This is a genomic window from Pseudomonas sp. GW821-FHT01A09 (assembly GCF_058986725.1).
In genome coordinates this window covers 15212-32232 of record NZ_JBYSWB010000012.1, presented here as the reverse complement: position 1 = coordinate 32232, position 17021 = coordinate 15212, and the positions used below count along the sequence as shown (strand labels likewise).

The window sequence follows — 17021 nt, the reverse complement described above, 5'->3', positions numbered from 1 at the left end:
GGGATGAAAAAAAACGCCCCGGGCTTTATAGTGGTCGGTCTTCGATCCCGTTCAAGTAGCCGAGCCCCATGTCCGAGCCCCGCAAGATTCTCGTCACCAGCGCCCTGCCCTATGCCAATGGTTCCATCCATCTTGGCCACATGCTCGAGTACATCCAGACCGACATGTGGGTGCGCTTCCAGAAGCACTACGGCAATCAGTGCACCTATGTCTGCGCGGACGACGCTCACGGTTCGGCCATCATGCTGCGCGCGGAAAAACAGGGCATCACCCCGGAGCAACTGATCGATGAGGTCAAGGCCGAGCACAGCGCCGACTTCGCCGATTTCCTGGTGGACTTCGACAATTTCCACTCGACCCACGCCGAAGAGAATCGCGAGCTGTCGTCGCAGATCTACCTCAAGCTGCGCGCTGCCGGGCATATCGCCACGCGCTCGGTGACCCAGTATTTCGACCCGGACAAGAAAATGTTCCTGGCCGACCGCTTCATCAAGGGCACCTGCCCCAAATGCGGGACCGAGGATCAGTACGGCGACAACTGCGAGAAATGCGGTGCTACCTACGCCCCGACCGAGCTGAAAAACCCCAAGTCGGCGATCTCCGGGGCGACACCGGTACTCAAGGACTCCGAGCATTTCTTCTTCAAGCTCAGCGAATTCCAGGACATGCTCAAGACCTGGACCCGCAGTGGCAGCCTGCAGGATGCCGTCGCCAACAAGCTCGCCGAGTGGCTCGACGCCGGCCTGCACGACTGGGACATCTCCCGTGACGCGCCGTACTTCGGCTTCGAGATCCCCGACGCGCCGGGCAAGTATTTCTATGTATGGCTGGATGCGCCGATCGGCTACATGGCGAGCTTCAAGAACCTCTGCGCGCGCCGCCCGGAACTGGACTTCGATGCCTACTGGGCCAAGGATTCCACCGCCGAGGTGTACCACTTCATCGGCAAGGACATCGTCAACTTCCACGCGCTGTTCTGGCCCGCCATGCTCGAAGGTGCGGGCTATCGCAAGCCGACCGCGCTCAACGTGCACGGCTACCTGACCGTCAACGGTCAGAAGATGTCCAAGTCCCGCGGCACCTTCATCAAGGCGCGCACCTACCTGGACCACCTGGCGCCGGAGTACCTACGCTACTACTACGCCTCCAAGCTGGGCCGCGGCGTCGATGACCTCGACCTCAACCTCGATGACTTCGTGCAGAAGGTCAATTCCGATCTGGTCGGCAAGGTGGTCAACATCGCCAGCCGTTGCGCGGGGTTCATTCACAAGGGCAATGGCGGCACTCTGATCGCCGGCAACGCCGCGCCCGAGCTGACCGATGCCTTCCTGGCCGCCGCGCCGAGCATCGCCGACGCCTATGAAAACCGCGATTTCGCCCGCGCCATGCGCGAAATCATGGCCCTGGCCGACCGCGCCAACGCCTGGATCGCCGAAAAGGCCCCTTGGTCGCTGGCCAAGCAGGAAGGCAAACAGGATGAAGTCCAGGCCATCTGCGCGCTGGGCGTGAACCTGTTCCGCCAGTTGGTGATTTTCCTCAAGCCCGTGCTGCCGAACCTGGCCGCCGACGCCGAAGCCTTCCTAAACGTCGCGCCGCTGACCTGGGACGACCACAAGACCTTGCTGGCCGACCACCCGCTCAATCCGTTCAAGGCCCTGATGAACCGTATCGATCCGGTCAAGGTGCAAGCCATGAGCGATGCCTCCAAGGAAGACCTGGCCGCCAGCGATACCGGCGCGGCAGCCACCGGCAACGGCGAACTGGTCAAGGAGCCACTGGCGGCCGAGATCGAGTTCGACGCCTTCGCCGCGGTCGACCTGCGCGTCGCGCTGATCCTCAAGGCCGAGGCGGTCGAAGGGGCCGACAAGCTGCTGCGCCTGACGCTGGACATCGGCGATCAACAGCGCAACGTGTTCTCCGGCATCAAGAGCGCCTACCCGAACCCGGCCGAGCTCGAAGGGCGGCTGACCATGATGATCGCCAACCTCAAGCCACGCAAAATGCGTTTCGGCATGTCCGAAGGCATGGTGCTGGCGGCGGGCCCGGGAGGCGACGAAATCTACCTGCTCAGCCCGGACAGCGGCGCGAAGCCGGGTCAGCGTATCAAGTAGTCCAGGTGCCGGCCTGGCACATGCCAGGTCGGTTCATTTCCCATACCCGCACCGCCACTCGACCGACCCCATGAGCCTGATACAACGCATCGATGCCCTGCTGCCGCAGACCCAATGCGGCAAATGTGGCCATCCGGGCTGCAAGCCCTATGCACAAGGCATCGCTGCTGGCGAACCGATCAATCGCTGCCCGCCCGGCGGCAGCGAAACCATTGCCGCTCTCGCCGAGCTGCTGCAAACCGAGATCATCGAGCTGGACCTGCAACGTGGCAATGCCCCCGCCCAGGTCGCCTATATTCGCGAAGCGGAATGCATCGGCTGCACCAAATGCATCCAGGCCTGTCCGGTGGACGCCATCCTCGGCGCTGCCAAGCAGATGCATACCGTGTTGATCGACGAATGCACCGGCTGCGATCTGTGCGTGGCGCCCTGCCCGGTGGACTGTATCGATCTGATACCACTGACAGCTTTGGCGCGGCCGCTGATGGCTCTGGTCGGTGACCTGAACCTGACACCCGCGCAACGGCAGGTCCGCGCTGGTAAACGCGATCAGGCCCGGCGGCGCTTCGAGCATCGCACTGCGCGCCTGCAGCGCGATCTGCAACGCAAACACCTGGCGCGGCAGGCCAGACTCGCTGCCGCCGCGGTGCCTGCCACTTTAGAAAGCCCTGCCCCCAGCGCGCCACTCTCGGCGATCGAACGGATCAAGGCGCAAAAGGCCCTGGCCCAGAATACCGCGCTGAAGCAGGCGAAAACCGCCGTCGCCATGACCCGCGCCCAGGTCAACAAGACACGCCAGGCCTACGATTCGCCGCCTACCGCCGAACAGTTCGCCCGCCTGCAGACCTTGCAGGATGAACTCGATGCCGCCGAAGCCCGGCTGCTTCGCCTGCAGCCCCCTATCCTCCCCTCTGCTCAGGATTGTCGTCCTCGATGAATGCCCTCAAACGCCGTGAAATGTTCCGCCGCTGGCACGAGGACAATCCCGAACCAAAAACCGAATTGGCCTACACCTCGGCATTCGAATTGCTGATCGCAGTGATTCTGTCGGCGCAGTCCACCGATGTCGGGGTCAACAAGGCCACCGCCAAGCTCTATCCCGTGGCCAATACCCCGGCGGCGATCCATGCCTTGGGCGTTGAAGGGCTGTCGGAATACATCAAGACCATCGGTCTGTATAACAGCAAGGCCAAGAACGTCATCGAGACTTGCCGCTTGCTGCTAGAGCTGCATGGCGGTGAGGTCCCGCAGACGCGAGAAGCCCTCGAAGCCTTGCCTGGAGTAGGCCGCAAAACTGCCAACGTGGTACTGAACACCGCGTTTCGACAGCTGGCCATGGCGGTGGACACCCATATTTTCCGGGTCTCGAACCGCACAGGGCTGGCACCTGGCAAGAATGTCGTGGACGTGGAAAAGGCTCTGATGAAGTTCGTGCCGCGCGAATATCTGCTGGACTCTCATCACTGGCTGATTCTGCACGGCCGCTATGTGTGCCAGGCGCGCAAGCCCAGGTGCGGCAGTTGCCGCGTCGAAGATCTATGCGACTACAAGTTCAAGACCTCGGACGATTAAGGGCTTGCAGGACTGTTAGTGAGCTCTTCATTGGTGCTTTATAGAAAAAGCCCATCACCCGATTGAAAAAATCTTTTTTACCCGCTCTGCGAATATCGCTATAAGAGGCGCCAACGGCCCATGCCTGGAGAGGACAGATGAGCACTGGTAAAGAACAACTTGATGTCGATGAAGATTTCGTCGCGGGCGATACCGACGACACCGAAGCACCGGTTGAAGTCGCCAAGACCAACCTGAGCAAGCGCCGCACCATCGACAACCTGCTGGAAGAACGACGGCTGCAAAAGCGCCTGGCCGATCTGGACTTCGATATCTAGCCCCTGACGCCTGCGAACGCTTTTTGCCACAATGGTGCCGATCCTTGCATGGCACCGGGCAGCGACCTGCGTCTGGCAGGGTTCAGACGAGACCATTGCGCTGGGCGAGCTCGATCAGGTCTACCAGCGAGCGGGCATTGAGCTTGCTGAGCAGCCGAGTCTTGTAGGTACTCACCGTCTTGTTACTGAGGCACATGCCCTCAGCGATCTCTTTGTTGCTCTTGCCTTGGGCCAATTGTTGCAACACCATCATTTCTCGCCCCGAAAGGCGCTCGACCATGTCAGCCTCCGAAGCGTTCGCCATGTCGGCCCGGACTGAATGCAAGGCCTGATTGGGAAAATAGCTGTACCCGGAAAGCACGGCGCGGATGGCGCTCAGCAGCTCCGTGAGATTCTGCTCCTTGCACACATACCCAGCGGCCCCGGACTGCATGCAACGTCCGGAAAAGTGGCCCGGGGTCTGCGAGGTCAGCACCAGCACCTTGACGGGTGGAGCATGCACCGGCGCCGTCAGGCGATGAATGACTTCCAGGCCGCCGAGCCTGGGGATACGTATGTCGAGAATGACGATGTCCGGTTTGTGTTCCCGCGCCAGTTGCAGGGCATCGACGCCATTATCGGTTTCCGCCACCACCTCGTAGCCGTGCCGTTCCATCAGCATGCGCACCGCCAGGCGAACGACCGGATGATAATCCACGATCAGCACTCTATTCATGGGGCATCCAAATTTCGCTGTTAGAATTTTTAGAGCGCGCAAGATAGCGCAGTCTTTCTTCCGTTTGCATCGCAGCACTCCATCCAACTAGCAGTCGAGACGATTCCTACAACAGAGAACGAAATTTCCTACAAAAGATCCTTCCGGCGTCACCCTATTGCATCGTCATGCATCGCTCGCCAAAAGCTGTCTCTCGGCAAGCTGCAAACGGTACACAAGCGTTCAGTGATCAGCAAACGAACAGGCACCTGCAATCTTCACAAGGCGTTTCCGAGTAACATCCAACTCGGCTAAATGTTTTAACCTGTTATTTCATTTAATGAAGCGATCCGTTGAATCTACGCGCGCTATCTATGTACGCCGTCGCCCCCCAGCGCGGTTGAGACAATCGAGAAAACCACCCGCGCATCTCTGGATCGAGCCTGACGCTGTGCCGCGAAGCGCGCGACGCGCGGACTCGCCCGGCAGGAACCGGCTTGCAGCGCCACTTCAACTTGGAGCGCAGATTTATGGAAAGCACGAAATTAGCCAAAAGCCCGTTGACGATCATTGCTATCTTTGCGGCGACTATCGAAGCGTCGGCACTTGCATCACTTCCCCTGCTCGAATCGGACAATCAGTACATATATACCTGGTTCCTGATCGGCTTCCCGCCTTTTCTGACATTGTTGTTTTTCGTGACACTCAACTTCAATAACCGCGCACTCTATTCGCCGTCGGACTTTACTGATCAGGAGAACTTTCTGAAGACACAAAATGCTAGCAATCAAATATCCGCAGAAATCCCCGGATCCGCCAATGACTACAATCAGTTGGCGATTGCCGCCCGAACCGCCAGCAAGATTGCCGAGTCGACGTATCTCCCCTTACCGGGAGGGTTGGTGCATGTGATCGACTGTCAGCATGTCAGGGACCGCCACCATTGCTTCGAACTGATCGAAAAAATCAGCGCATTGTCGCGTGCCAGCGACCAGCAGACCGTGGACAGCCAAGTGGTCATATTGGTCAGCAGCGATCGCCTGAGCACCTGAAAGCGTCACCACATTACGGATGAAAAAAAGCCCCGGCATGAGCCAGGGCTTTTTCAGTCGGCAACCGTCGGTCAGAACAGTTTGCGACCTTTGTTGGCAGCAATACGCATGCGCAAAGCATTGAGCTTGATGAAGCCCGCCGCGTCGGCCTGGTTGTAGGCGCCGCCATCTTCTTCGAAGGTAGCGATATTCGCGTCGAACAACGACTCGTCGGACTTGCGGCCGGTAACGATGACGTTGCCCTTGTACAACTTCAAGCGAACCACGCCATTCACGTGGGCCTGAGAGGCGTCGATCATCTGTTGCAACATCAGACGCTCAGGGCTCCACCAGTAGCCGGTGTAGATCAGGCTGGCGTACTTGGGCATCAATTCATCCTTGAGATGCGCGACTTCGCGGTCAAGGGTGATGGACTCGATGGCGCGGTGCGCGCGCAGCATGATGGTGCCGCCCGGGGTTTCGTAGCAGCCACGGGACTTCATGCCCACGTAACGGTTCTCGACGATATCGAGACGGCCGACACCGTGTTCGCCGCCGATGCGGTTGAGGGTCGCAAGCACCGTGGCCGGGGTCATCTCGACGCCGTCCAGCGCCACGATGTCACCGTTGCGGTAGGTCAGTTCGAGGTACTGTGGCTTGTCGGGAGCGTTCTCCGGGGAGACGGTCCAACGCCACATGTCTTCTTCGTGCTCGGTCCAGGTGTCTTCCAGCACGCCGCCTTCATAGGAGATGTGCAGCAGGTTGGCATCCATGGAATAGGGGGATTTCTTCTTGCCGTGACGCTCGATCGGGATGGCGTGCTTTTCGGCGTAATCCATCAGCTTCTCGCGGGACAGCAGGTCCCACTCACGCCATGGAGCGATCACTTTGACGCCAGGCTTGAGGGCGTAGGCGCCCAGTTCGAAGCGCACCTGATCGTTGCCCTTGCCGGTCGCACCGTGGGAGATGGCGTCGGCGCCGGTCTCGTTGGCGATTTCGATCAGACGCTTGGCGATCAGCGGACGAGCGATGGAGGTACCCAGCAGGTACTCACCTTCATAGACGGTGTTGGCGCGGAACATCGGGAACACGAAATCGCGCACGAACTCTTCGCGCAGGTCGTCGATGTAGATTTCCTTGACGCCCATGGCCTGAGCCTTGGCGCGTGCCGGTTCGACTTCTTCGCCCTGACCCAGGTCAGCGGTGAAGGTCACGACTTCACAGTTATAAGTATCCTGCAGCCACTTGAGGATCACCGAAGTGTCCAGGCCGCCGGAATACGCCAGAACGACCTTGTTTACGTCCGCCATGCCATCACTCCACGGGGTTGTACGGAAAACCGCTGATTCTACCGTTCAAACCCACGGATTTACAGTGGCGCGACAGCCAATGACGACAAAGCGACGGTTTATAAGGTTTTTGGAGCCTGCTCCTTCGCTGTGGGAGCGGGCTCCCACAGTGTTTCAGGGCTTGGCTGGCGTGGCGGGCGGTATCGCCGGCTTGAGCGGAGCTGCGCCGGCGGTCGGTGCAGCGGCGGGCGCAATTGGCGCAGCAGGCTTGGCGGCCGTTACCGGTATCACCGACGGTGCGGCAGTTGGCGCTTGCGCACTGGACACTGGCGTTGGCGGCATCGTGAACGGCGCCGGAGCGGCTTTCTGCTCGCCGGTCACGCGCTCAAGCTCGATATTGACCCGACGATTGCGCGCACGATTGGCCGGCGAATTGTTCGGCACCAGCGGGAACTGCTCGCCATGAAAACGCACGACGATATGCTCCTCGGGCACGCCGTTGGCCTTCAAGTACTCCATGACCGCCAAGGCGCGACGACGCGAGAGATCACGGTTGGTCAGGCGGTTGCCGCTGTTGTCGGAGTGGCCGTCGAGCTCGACATGGTTGACGGTCGGATCGGCCTTCATGAAGGCGAGAATCACATCCAGATGTTTCTTCGCCGCAGCGTCCAGCTCGATGTCCTTGGGAAAACCGACCTGGGATTCGCGCACCTGATCGAAGTTCATCGCCAGCAGCTTGCCGGCGCAGATCTGAAAATCGCTGTAAGCCTTGGTGAAGTTGATCGGCAGAACCCGCACCTCGGTGCCGCGCGGGCCTTCGCCGGGGCCACGGACGACGACGCTACGGCCTTCGAGCAAGCCGTTGAGCAGCCGACTGGCTTGCCCCTGAGTACTGCTCAGCAGATTGTCGCCGGCGCCCAGACGCACGGCGCCCAGGTTGATGTCGTTGCGCCCGGGCTGCCAGGCTGCAGCGGCGGCCAGCAAGGTCGCCGAGCCGTTGCCCAGCATCGACGAGGTCGAGGCCAGGTGAAAAGTGGCCTGCTCGCCGGCGCGGCGCACGAACCCGCCCGTGCCAAAACCATTGACGGGTTGGGTCAAGCGGCACTCGAACTGATCGCCGTCGACGGTCCATGCGGCATTCTCCATGCGCGTCTGGAAAGTCAGCGCCATGGCAGGCACGCTGGCGAATGCAGTGAATAGGGCTAGATAGAGCTGGCGCACGGGAGACTCCCCTGATTGCTTTTACATACTCTGGGGATATCGGTCGGTTGCGGCAAAACTTGATACCGAGTGCCTGGACCGCCGTTTTCCGGTAGCATTCGCCGGGAGTTCGACCCGCCTGGAATCCCCAATGTCCGACCGCCTGACCCTCCTGCGTCCCGACGACTGGCACATCCATCTTCGTGATGGCGCAGTGCTTCCCCATACCGTAGCCGACGTGGCCCGCACCTTCGGGCGCGCGATCATCATGCCCAACCTGGTACCGCCGGTGCGCAACGCCGCCGATGCCGGCGCCTACCGCCAGCGCATCCTCGATGCGCGCCCGGCCGGCAGCGCGTTCGAGCCCCTGATGACGCTGTACCTCACCGACCGCACTCAGCCCGAAGATATCCGTGCGGCCTTCGCCACCGGCTTCGTGCGCGCCGCCAAGATGTACCCGGCTGGCGCTACCACCAACTCGGACTCCGGGGTCACCAGCCTCGACAACATCAGCGCCGCCCTGGAAACCATGGCCGAGCTGGGCATGTTGCTGCTGGTGCACGGTGAAGTGACTCGTGGCGAGGTCGACGTGTTCGATCGCGAGAAACTTTTCATCGACGAGCATCTGCGCCGTGTGGTCGACCGTTTCCCGACACTGAAGATCGTCTTCGAACACATCACCACCAGCGAAGCCGCGCAGTTCGTCACCGAGGCCCCGGCCAACGTCGCCGCGACCATCACCTGCCAGCATCTGCTGTACAACCGCAATCACATGCTGGTCGGCGGCATTCGCCCGCACTTCTACTGCCTGCCGATCCTCAAGCGCAATACCCATCAGGTGGCCTTGCTGGACGCCGCGACCAGCGGCAACCCGAAGTTCTTCCTTGGCAGCGACTCGGCGCCCCACGCCCAGCACGCCAAAGAAGCAGCCTGCGGTTGCGCCGGGTGCTACACCGCCTACGGCGCCATCGAGCTGTATGCCGAGGCCTTCGAACAGCGCAACGCGCTGGACAAGCTCGAAGGCTTCGCCAGCCTGTTCGGCCCGGCGTTCTACGGCTTGCCGGTGAATACCGACAGCATCACCCTGGTCCGTGAAGAATGGACTGCCCCGGTCAGCCTGCCGTTCGGCGAGCAGACTGTCATCCCGCTGCGCGCCGGTGAAAAACTGCGCTGGCGCCTGCTGGAGAAAAATGCGTGAGTGAAGATCAGTTCGACGACGAGTCCGAAGGCAGCGGTGGCGGCGGTTCGCGCCATCCCATGGCCGCACGCTTCCGCGGCTACCTGCCCGTAGTCGTCGATGTAGAGACCGGCGGTTTCAATTGCGCCACCGACGCCCTGCTGGAGATCGCCGCGACGACCATCGGCATGGACGAAAAAGGCTTCGTGTTCCCCGATCACACTTACTTCTTCCGGGTCGAACCGTTCGAGGGAGCCAACATCGAAGCCGCGGCGCTGGAGTTCACCGGCATCAAGCTGGACCATCCGCTGCGCATGGCGGTGAGCGAAGAAGCCGCCCTGACCGACATCTTCCGTGGCGTGCGCAAGGCGCTGAAGGCCAACGGCTGCAAGCGGGCGATCCTGGTGGGCCACAACAGCAGCTTCGATCTGGGCTTCCTCAACGCCGCCGTGGTGCGCGGCGACATCAAACGCAACCCGTTCCATCCCTTCTCGAGCTTTGACACGGCCACTCTTGCCGGCCTGGCCTACGGGCAGACCGTGCTGGCCAAAGCCTGTCAGGCGGCGGATATCGATTTCGACGGCCGCGAGGCGCACTCGGCTCGCTATGACACCGAGAAGACCGCCGAGCTGTTCTGCGGGATCATCAACCGCTGGAAGGAAATGGGCGGTTGGCCTGATTACGACGAGTAATACTCGTCTTGTAGCGAGGGGGCTTGCCCCCGAAAAGTATGTCAAGCAACGTTCTGTTGCCCATACACCTTTCGGGGGCAAGCCCCCTCGCTACATTCAAGCTCAGACCGTTCATCGCCGGTTACAGATCCTTCATGTTCGTACTTTGACAAGCATTCTCATTAACATTAAGATCTCCGTCATCAGCTTTTCACCGCGACGGTTTTTCTCTATGTACGTCTGCCTCTGCAAAGGTGTCACCGATCATCAAATCCGCGATGCAATCTACGAAGGCTGCTGCAGCTATCGTGAAGTCCGGGAAGCAACCGGCGTAGCCTCGCAATGTGGTAAATGCGCATGCCTTGCCAAGGATGTGGTTCGCGAGACCCTCACTGGGCTTCAGGCGACCCAGGCAGCCATACCCTATCCAGTAGAATTTACAGCGGCTTGAAAACTCGTTTTTTAAAGAACCGGACCTAGTGTCCGGTTTTTTTATGCATGCAATTCAATTAGTTAGCACCATGATGCGGAACACAAACATTCTTATTCCGATTAATTTTCACTTATTATTCAATAACTTAGGTTTGACAGTCTTGGTGGCCGGGCTCAAACTCCTGCTCATTGACAGTTAAAGAGCCGATGAGGGCCAACCATGAAAGGCGATATCAGTGTTATCCAGCATCTCAACAGGGTCCTCGGGAATGAGCTGATTGCAATCAATCAGTACTTCCTGCATGCACGCATGTATGAGGACTGGGGCCTGAATCGCCTCGGCAAGCTCGAGTACAAAGAATCCATCGATGAGATGAAGCACGCCGACAAGATCATCAAGCGCATTCTGTTCCTCGAAGGCATCCCCAACCTTCAGGAACTGGGCAAGATCCTCATCGGCGAACACACCCAGGAAATGCTCGAATGCGATCTCAAACTCGAGCACAAGGCCCATCAGGATCTCAAAGCCGCGATCGCCCACTGCGAAAGTGTCGGTGACTTTGGTAGCCGCGAAATGCTCGAAGACATCCTCGAGTCGGAAGAAGAACATATCGACTGGCTGGAAACCCAACTGGGGCTGATCGACAAGGTAGGTATCGAAAACTATCTGCAATCGAGCATGGGCGAAGAAGACTGATTTCCCCCAGCCACGAAAAAGCCCGGCTCCTGTAAAGGAAGCCGGGCTTTTTTGTGGGCGCTTGACACATCGCCTCTGGCGATGAGGGCGGGCTTGGCCGCCCCCACGGGGAATCAGGCGTTGGCCTGAGGTTCCGCTGCCTTGGCCTTTTCGACCGCGGCCTTGATGGTGCTTTGCAGTTCACCGCTGTCGAACAGGTCAGCGATGATGTCGCTGCCGCCGATCAGTTCACCACCGACCCACAGTTGTGGGAAGGTCGGCCAGTTGGCGTATTTAGGCAGATTGGCGCGGATTTCCGGGTTCTGCAGGATGTCCACGTAAGCGAATTTTTCGCCGCACTGCATGATGCACTGCGATGCCTTGGCCGAAAAACCGCACTGCGGTGCGTTGGGTGCACCTTTCATGTAGAGCAGTACGGTGTTGTTGGCAATCTGGTCTTTGATCGTTTCGATGATATCCATTGGAGCACCTCGGCTGAACTTTCCGACTCAGAATGTCGGCACGGTGACCAATGGTAACAAAAAGCCGAGCAAAACGGTCAAGCATGGGACCATCGGCTATCCGCCTCCATGCTCAAGAGGTCAGCGGTACCACGGTGGAAGGCGGATTGAGCAGCTGGATCTCCAGCACGGTCTCCACTTCTTCCTGCGCCAATGGCACGCCGGTCAGCTCGCCAATCAAGCGCCAGTGCTCGTCAAGCCCGGTGCTGATGGTCGCCATGCGGTCGATCATGCGTTTGCCCGCGGCACGGGTGACGGCGTCGTCACTGCGCAGCAGCTCGAACGACATCGAGGTCATCGATGCCGTCAGATGGGTCAACGTACGGGCGGTGATGCCCAGCAATTCCATCAATTGTTGCTCTCTCGAATCCATTCCACGACTCCCTGTATCGCATGGGACACAGTATATATCTCACCCAAGGATTTTATGGAACGTCCCGCCATCGGATCACAGCGAATTGCGGACTGTCCGCCTTAACCAATGACAGTGGGCCGTTGCGGGGAGTTCATTGCCATGGACAGGGGCGCAGGTGTACAAAAAGTCACCGCAGGCCAAGCTACGAGTAGCTGGCGCTGAAAAGTGCTGTTCACAAGCGCTTGTCATAACTCGTTGCACTCTTTTCCGTCGCACGCCGATAGCGGTTTTGTCGTGGGTTGGACGCATTATTTTTTGCAAACCGATCGATAAAAGGTAGCCGCCATTGGTAAGGCGCGACATTTTCTTATACGATCGCGTCCTTCCCTTATTTTCGTCGCCCCGTGCGGCTTTCGCCTGCAGGTCTCAACTGTTTTTGTCGAAACGGTCTTATAGAGGATCTGCGGTCCGTTGCAAAAAGGTAGTCAATGATGAGCGCAAGGCACTTTCTCTCCCTGATGGATTGCACGCCCGATGAGCTGGTCGGCATCATTCGTCGAGGGATCGAGCTCAAAGACCTGCGTAACCGCGGTGTACTGTTCGAACCATTGAAAGGCCGGGTGCTGGGCATGATTTTCGAAAAGTCCTCGACCCGGACCCGGTTGTCCTTCGAAGCCGGCATGATCCAGCTCGGTGGCCAGGCGATCTTCCTGTCGCCGCGCGATACCCAATTGGGCCGCGGCGAGCCGATCGGCGATTGCGCCATCGTCATGTCGAGCATGCTCGACGTGATGATGATCCGCACCTATGCCCACAGCAATCTCACCGAGTTCGCGGCCAATTCCCGCGTACCGGTGATCAATGGCCTGTCCGACGATCTGCACCCTTGCCAGCTGCTGGCGGACATGCAGACCTTCCTCGAACATCGCGGCTCGATCAAAGGCCGCACCGTGGCGTGGGTCGGGGATGGCAACAACATGTGCAACAGCTATATCGAAGCGGCCATCCAGTTCGATTTCCAGCTGCGCATCGCCTGCCCGGAAGGCTTCGAGCCGAATCCCGCATTCGTCGCCCAGGCCGGCGATCGCGTGCAGATCTTCCGTGATCCGAAAGAGGCCGTACGCGGCGCCCATCTGGTGAGTACCGACGTCTGGACCTCAATGGGCCAGGAAGAGGAAACCGCCCGCCGTCTTAAGCTGTTCGCGCCCTATCAGGTCAACCGCGAACTGCTCGACCTGGCGGCCGGCGATGTGCTGTTCATGCACTGTCTGCCGGCCCATCGCGGCGAAGAAATCAGCATGGACGTGCTCGACGACCCTCGTGCGGTCGCTTGGGATCAGGCCGAGAACCGTCTGCACGCTCAGAAAGCCCTGCTCGAATTCCTCGTCGAGACGGGCTATCACGAAGCATGAGCCTGCTCGAGCTTCGGGACCTGGCATGCGGCTATGGCGGCAGGCCGGTCGTCCAGCAGTTGAACCTGGAGTTGCAGGCGGGCGACATCGGTTGCCTGCTGGGGGCTTCGGGTTGCGGCAAGACCACCACCCTGCGCGCCATCGCCGGCTTCGAAACGGTTTGCAGCGGCAGCATCCACCTGGGCGGCGAAATTGTCGCCCGGCCAGGCTTCACCCTCGCTCCGGAAAAACGCCGGATCGGCATGGTGTTCCAGGATTACGCGTTGTTTCCCCACCTGAGCGTGACCGATAACGTGCTCTTCGGCATTCGCCAGCAGGCCGAGGCGCGCAAGCTGGCCGATGAGATGCTCGAACTGGTCAACCTGCAAGGGCTGGGGCAACGCTTTCCCCACGAGCTGTCCGGTGGCCAGCAGCAACGTGTCGCCCTCGCCCGCGCCTTGGCACCGCAGCCACGGTTGCTGCTGCTCGACGAGCCGTTCTCCAACCTCGACGTCGAGTTGCGCCGGCGCCTCAGCCATGAGGTGCGCGATATTCTCAAGCAGCGCGGCACCAGCGCCATTCTGGTCACCCATGACCAAGAGGAGGCCTTTGCCGTCAGCGATCAGGTCGGCGTTTTCAAACAAGGCCGCCTGGAGCAGTGGGATACCCCCTACAACCTCTATCACGCGCCGCAAACGCCTTACGTCGCGCGTTTTATCGGCCAGGGGTTGTTCATTCGGGGTCAGCAAGGCCAAGGGCAGCGGGTGATGACCGAGTTGGGTGAGGTGCACACGCAGGCCGAGGTCAAGCCCGGGCAGGCCGTCGAAGTTTTGCTTCGTCCGGACAGCCTGCAATACGTTGCCGACAGCCCGGTGCGGGCGCGAGTGCTGGGCGCGGTGTTCCAGGGCGCCTCGATTCTGTACCGCTTGCAGCTGCCCAGCGGCGCTGCGGTAGAGGCTTTGCTGCCGAGCCAGCAGCAGCATGCGCAAGGAAGCGAGATCGGTGTGGCTTTGGCGACAACCCGACTGGTGAGTTTTCCCGCCGCAAACTGACGGCTAGTCCACCAGCAATCTGCCGCTGGCCACCAGGCGGACAAACCCGCCGATCTTCACCCGATCGTCCTCCAGACGGCACGCCAGCTCACCGCCACGCGCGGAACACTGCCAGGCGCTGAGCAAGGTCTTGTTCAAGCGATGCGACCAATAGGGAATCAGGCTGCAGTGCGTGGCACCCGTGACCGAATCTTCGTTGATACCGATGGCCGGGGCGAAATAGCGCGAGACAAAATCGTGATGCTCGCCCCGCGCCGTGATGATCACCCCCGGCCACAGCAATTTCGCCACCGCCGCGAAATCGGGCTTGCATGCCCTGACCGCAGCTTCCGACTCCAGCACCACCAGCAACGACATCGACGCCAGCACGTCGACCACGGGCGTGCGCAACGCCCGCTCGACATCGACCGTGACCCCCAGCTCACTGGGTTCGATCACCGGAAAATCCAGCCATAGCCGACCGCCCTCGCGGGTGACGCTCAGACGCCCGGATTTGCTGGCGAACTCGATGACATCGCCAGGCGCCCCATAGAGTTCGAACAGCACATGGGCAGCCGCCAGGGTGGCGTGCCCGCACAGCGGTACCTCGGTGGTCGGGGTAAACCAGCGGATATGCCAGCCCGTCGCCTCATGCACCACGAACGCCGTCTCCGCCAGATTATGCTCTGCGGCGATCTGCTGCATGCGCTCCTCAGGCAGCCAGGCATCCAGACGGTAGACCATGGCCGGATTACCGGCGAACGGACGCTCGGTGAAAGCATCAACCTGGTGAAAGTCCAGTGGCATGGCCAGACCTCTCGAATAAGCGAAGGACGGTTGAAAAACTCAGGCCTTGGCAATGGCGGCGAACTGCGCCTGCGTGTGCTCGGCCAGCGTCGATGCTGCCAACTCCACCTCGAGACCACGGCGGCCGGCGCTGACGAAGATGGTGCTAAAAGGTTGAGCCGATTGATCGATGAAAGTTCGCAGGCGTTTTTTCTGCCCCAATGGGCTGATGCCGCCCAGCAGATAGCCAGTAGAGCGCTGCGCTGCGGCTGGGTCGGCCATCTCGCACTTCTTCACGCCCGCGGCCTGGGCCAGCGCCTTGAGATCGAGGCTGCCGACTACCGGCACGACCGCCACCAGCAATTCGTGGCGTTCAGTGGCGGCCAGCAGGGTCTTGAACACCTGCTCAGGTTGCAGGCCAAGTTTTTCCGCCGCCTCCAGGCCATAGGACGGCGCCTTGGGGTCATGCTCGTAACTGTGAATCCGATGTTCGGCGCGGGCTTTTTTCAACAGGTCCAAAGCGGGTGTCATGGGGGCTCCTGCAATTCAAGGAAGACGCCGGCCTGTTTCGCCAGCGCTCATGGATTCTGGCTGATCCGGCGGTATTTTTCCCCCTTGACCGACACATTCCGAAGTCTTTTCGCCGCCATCGCTTACCCCGGCGGTCATATAATGGCCGCCGGTTCACTTTCGACCTTTGACATATGCGTTTCTTGTCTATATTTTTTCGTTTGTGAAGATTCCGCGCTCAAACGCGACTATTCGCCGCAATACCGCCGACCGTGATGGGGTTTTACGGTCGGGACAATACAGAGCGCCAGAACGGCGCCAGACAAAAACAAAAACGAGGTACCGCATGACCCAGTCTATCCAGCAACCGACGTTGTCCAGTCAATGTGTGGCCGAGTTCCTCGGAACCGCACTGTTCATTTTTTTCGGTACCGGTTGCGTCGCCGCGCTCAAGGTCGCGGGCGCCAGCTTCGGCTTATGGGAAATCAGCATCATCTGGGGTGTGGGCGTGAGTCTCGGGGTGTATTTGAGCGCCGGGGTGTCAGGGGGGCATCTGAGCCCGGCGGTGAGCATCGCCTTGTGCGTGTTCGCCGGTTTCGAAAAACGCAAACTGCCGTTTTACATCGTCGCCCAGGTCGCCGGCGCCTTCTGCGGCGCCGCGCTGGTGTACACGCTCTACAGCTCGCTATTCTTCGATTACGAACAAACCCATCACATGGTGCGTGGCAGCGTCGAAAGCCTGCAGCTGGCTTCGGTCTTCTCGACCTACCCGCATCCAGCCTTGAGCACCGCCCAGGCGTTTCTGGTCGAAATGGTCATTACCGCCATTCTGATGGCGGTGATCATGGCGCTGACCGACGACAACAACGGCGTGCGCCGCGGTCCGTTGGCACCGCTGTTGATCGGCCTGCTGGTGGCGGTCATCGGCAGCTCCATGGGGCCCTTGACCGGCTTCGCGATGAACCCGGCACGGGACGTCGGCCCCAAGCTGATGACCTTCTTCGCTGGCTGGGGTGACATCGCCTTCACTGGCGGTCGCGATATCCCCTACTTCCTGATTCCCATCTTTGCCCCGATCATAGGCGCCTGCCTGGGCGCCGGCGCCTACCGGTTGCTGATCGGCCGCAATCTGCCCGTCGCCGTACCAGAGCCTATAGTCGCTGATAACGCTGAAAACATTGCCGGGGACAAGGCCCGAGCCTGACCAGCTGCGTGCCCCACCGTGCTGATCCATCCACTTTTTGCGCAAGGCCATCG

18 protein-coding genes and 1 pseudogene are annotated in these 17021 nt (G+C 60.2%); 12 read left to right on the top strand and 7 right to left on the bottom strand.

The features are described from left to right. Positions 1 to 68 precede the first annotated feature (68 nt). The 4 genes and pseudogenes from metG to AC3WJP_RS15285 all read left to right on the top strand — a co-directional run bounded on the left by metG (position 69) and on the right by AC3WJP_RS15285 (position 4000). Positions 69 to 2111: a methionine--tRNA ligase gene (metG, locus tag AC3WJP_RS15300; RefSeq protein ID WP_493724209.1), complete on the top strand. Its 2043-nt coding sequence runs from the start codon at positions 69 to 71 to the stop codon at positions 2109 to 2111. A gap of 13 nt (positions 2112 to 2124) precedes the next feature. After that, positions 2125 to 3024, top strand: a pseudogene (rsxB, locus tag AC3WJP_RS15295) (electron transport complex subunit RsxB); the annotation flags it as partial. Between the two features lie 20 nt (positions 3025 to 3044). Next, positions 3045 to 3683, top strand: coding sequence for an endonuclease III (gene nth / locus AC3WJP_RS15290; protein WP_493724210.1), 639 nt, complete (start codon positions 3045 to 3047; stop codon positions 3681 to 3683). 137 nt (positions 3684 to 3820) lie between these two features. Then, positions 3821 to 4000 carry a PA3496 family putative envelope integrity protein gene (locus AC3WJP_RS15285; protein WP_493724211.1) on the top strand — a complete coding sequence of 60 codons (180 nt, stop codon included), beginning with the start codon at positions 3821 to 3823 and terminating at the stop codon, positions 3998 to 4000. A gap of 82 nt (positions 4001 to 4082) precedes the next feature. Here AC3WJP_RS15285 and AC3WJP_RS15280 read toward each other — a convergent pair whose 3' ends face one another. Beyond that, the gene (locus AC3WJP_RS15280) at positions 4083 to 4715 is read right to left on the bottom strand and encodes a response regulator (RefSeq protein WP_493724212.1); all 633 of its coding nucleotides are present in this window, start codon (positions 4713 to 4715) and stop codon (positions 4083 to 4085) included. Between the two features lie 509 nt (positions 4716 to 5224). On the opposite strand from AC3WJP_RS15280, the gene AC3WJP_RS15275 reads away from it, so the two are divergent. Then, positions 5225 to 5746, top strand: a complete 522-nt coding sequence (locus tag AC3WJP_RS15275; RefSeq protein ID WP_493724213.1) for a hypothetical protein — start codon at positions 5225 to 5227, stop codon at positions 5744 to 5746. 71 nt (positions 5747 to 5817) lie between these two features. Here AC3WJP_RS15275 and AC3WJP_RS15270 read toward each other — a convergent pair whose 3' ends face one another. After that, the gene (locus tag AC3WJP_RS15270) at positions 5818 to 7035 is read right to left on the bottom strand and encodes an argininosuccinate synthase (protein ID WP_493724214.1); all 1218 of its coding nucleotides are present in this window, start codon (positions 7033 to 7035) and stop codon (positions 5818 to 5820) included. Positions 7036 to 7188: 153 nt separating this feature from the next. Then, positions 7189 to 8235, bottom strand: coding sequence for a flagellar protein MotY (locus tag AC3WJP_RS15265; RefSeq protein ID WP_493724215.1), 1047 nt, complete (start codon positions 8233 to 8235; stop codon positions 7189 to 7191). Positions 8236 to 8365: 130 nt separating this feature from the next. Between AC3WJP_RS15265 and pyrC the strand changes: the two genes are divergently transcribed. From pyrC to bfr, 4 genes are all read left to right on the top strand, one after another. After that, a complete protein-coding gene (pyrC, locus tag AC3WJP_RS15260) occupies positions 8366 to 9412 on the top strand; it encodes a dihydroorotase (RefSeq protein WP_493724216.1) in 1047 nt (348 codons plus the stop codon). Beyond that, positions 9409 to 10083, top strand: coding sequence for a ribonuclease T (gene rnt, locus AC3WJP_RS15255; protein ID WP_493724217.1), 675 nt, complete (start codon positions 9409 to 9411; stop codon positions 10081 to 10083). Before pyrC ends, rnt begins: the two co-directional genes overlap by 4 nt. Before the next feature lie 211 nt (positions 10084 to 10294). Beyond that, positions 10295 to 10513 (top strand): bacterioferritin-associated ferredoxin, encoded by a 219-nt coding sequence (locus tag AC3WJP_RS15250; RefSeq protein WP_493724237.1) that lies wholly within the window; start codon positions 10295 to 10297, stop codon positions 10511 to 10513. A 201-nt stretch (positions 10514 to 10714) separates the two neighbouring features. After that, complete coding sequence (bfr, locus tag AC3WJP_RS15245; protein ID WP_493724218.1) at positions 10715 to 11191, top strand: bacterioferritin; 477 nt, start codon at positions 10715 to 10717, stop codon at positions 11189 to 11191. A 113-nt stretch (positions 11192 to 11304) separates the two neighbouring features. Here bfr and grxD read toward each other — a convergent pair whose 3' ends face one another. Together grxD and plzR are read right to left on the bottom strand one after the other, a co-directional pair. Further along, the gene (grxD, locus tag AC3WJP_RS15240) at positions 11305 to 11652 is read right to left on the bottom strand and encodes a Grx4 family monothiol glutaredoxin (protein WP_493724219.1); all 348 of its coding nucleotides are present in this window, start codon (positions 11650 to 11652) and stop codon (positions 11305 to 11307) included. A 112-nt stretch (positions 11653 to 11764) separates the two neighbouring features. Continuing rightward, positions 11765 to 12064: a PlzR type 4 pili assembly inhibitor gene (gene plzR, locus AC3WJP_RS15235; protein ID WP_493724220.1), complete on the bottom strand. Its 300-nt coding sequence runs from the start codon at positions 12062 to 12064 to the stop codon at positions 11765 to 11767. A 473-nt stretch (positions 12065 to 12537) separates the two neighbouring features. Here plzR and argF point away from each other — a divergent pair, with 473 nt between their 5' ends. Both argF and AC3WJP_RS15225 read left to right on the top strand, forming a co-directional pair. After that, positions 12538 to 13458, top strand: coding sequence for an ornithine carbamoyltransferase (gene argF, locus AC3WJP_RS15230; RefSeq protein ID WP_493724221.1), 921 nt, complete (start codon positions 12538 to 12540; stop codon positions 13456 to 13458). Continuing rightward, positions 13455 to 14489, top strand: coding sequence for an ABC transporter ATP-binding protein (locus tag AC3WJP_RS15225; RefSeq protein WP_493724222.1), 1035 nt, complete (start codon positions 13455 to 13457; stop codon positions 14487 to 14489). Before argF ends, AC3WJP_RS15225 begins: the two co-directional genes overlap by 4 nt. Before the next feature lie 3 nt (positions 14490 to 14492). Here the strand turns inward: AC3WJP_RS15225 and AC3WJP_RS15220 are convergent, their stop codons facing one another. Further along, a complete protein-coding gene (locus AC3WJP_RS15220) occupies positions 14493 to 15275 on the bottom strand; it encodes a PhzF family phenazine biosynthesis protein (protein WP_493724223.1) in 783 nt (260 codons plus the stop codon). A 39-nt stretch (positions 15276 to 15314) separates the two neighbouring features. Beyond that, a complete protein-coding gene (gene ybaK / locus AC3WJP_RS15215) occupies positions 15315 to 15785 on the bottom strand; it encodes a Cys-tRNA(Pro) deacylase (protein ID WP_493724224.1) in 471 nt (156 codons plus the stop codon). Positions 15786 to 16110: 325 nt separating this feature from the next. On the opposite strand from ybaK, the gene AC3WJP_RS15210 reads away from it, so the two are divergent. Then, positions 16111 to 16968, top strand: a complete 858-nt coding sequence (locus AC3WJP_RS15210; RefSeq protein WP_493724225.1) for an MIP/aquaporin family protein — start codon at positions 16111 to 16113, stop codon at positions 16966 to 16968. The last annotated feature ends 53 nt before the right edge of the window (positions 16969 to 17021 follow it).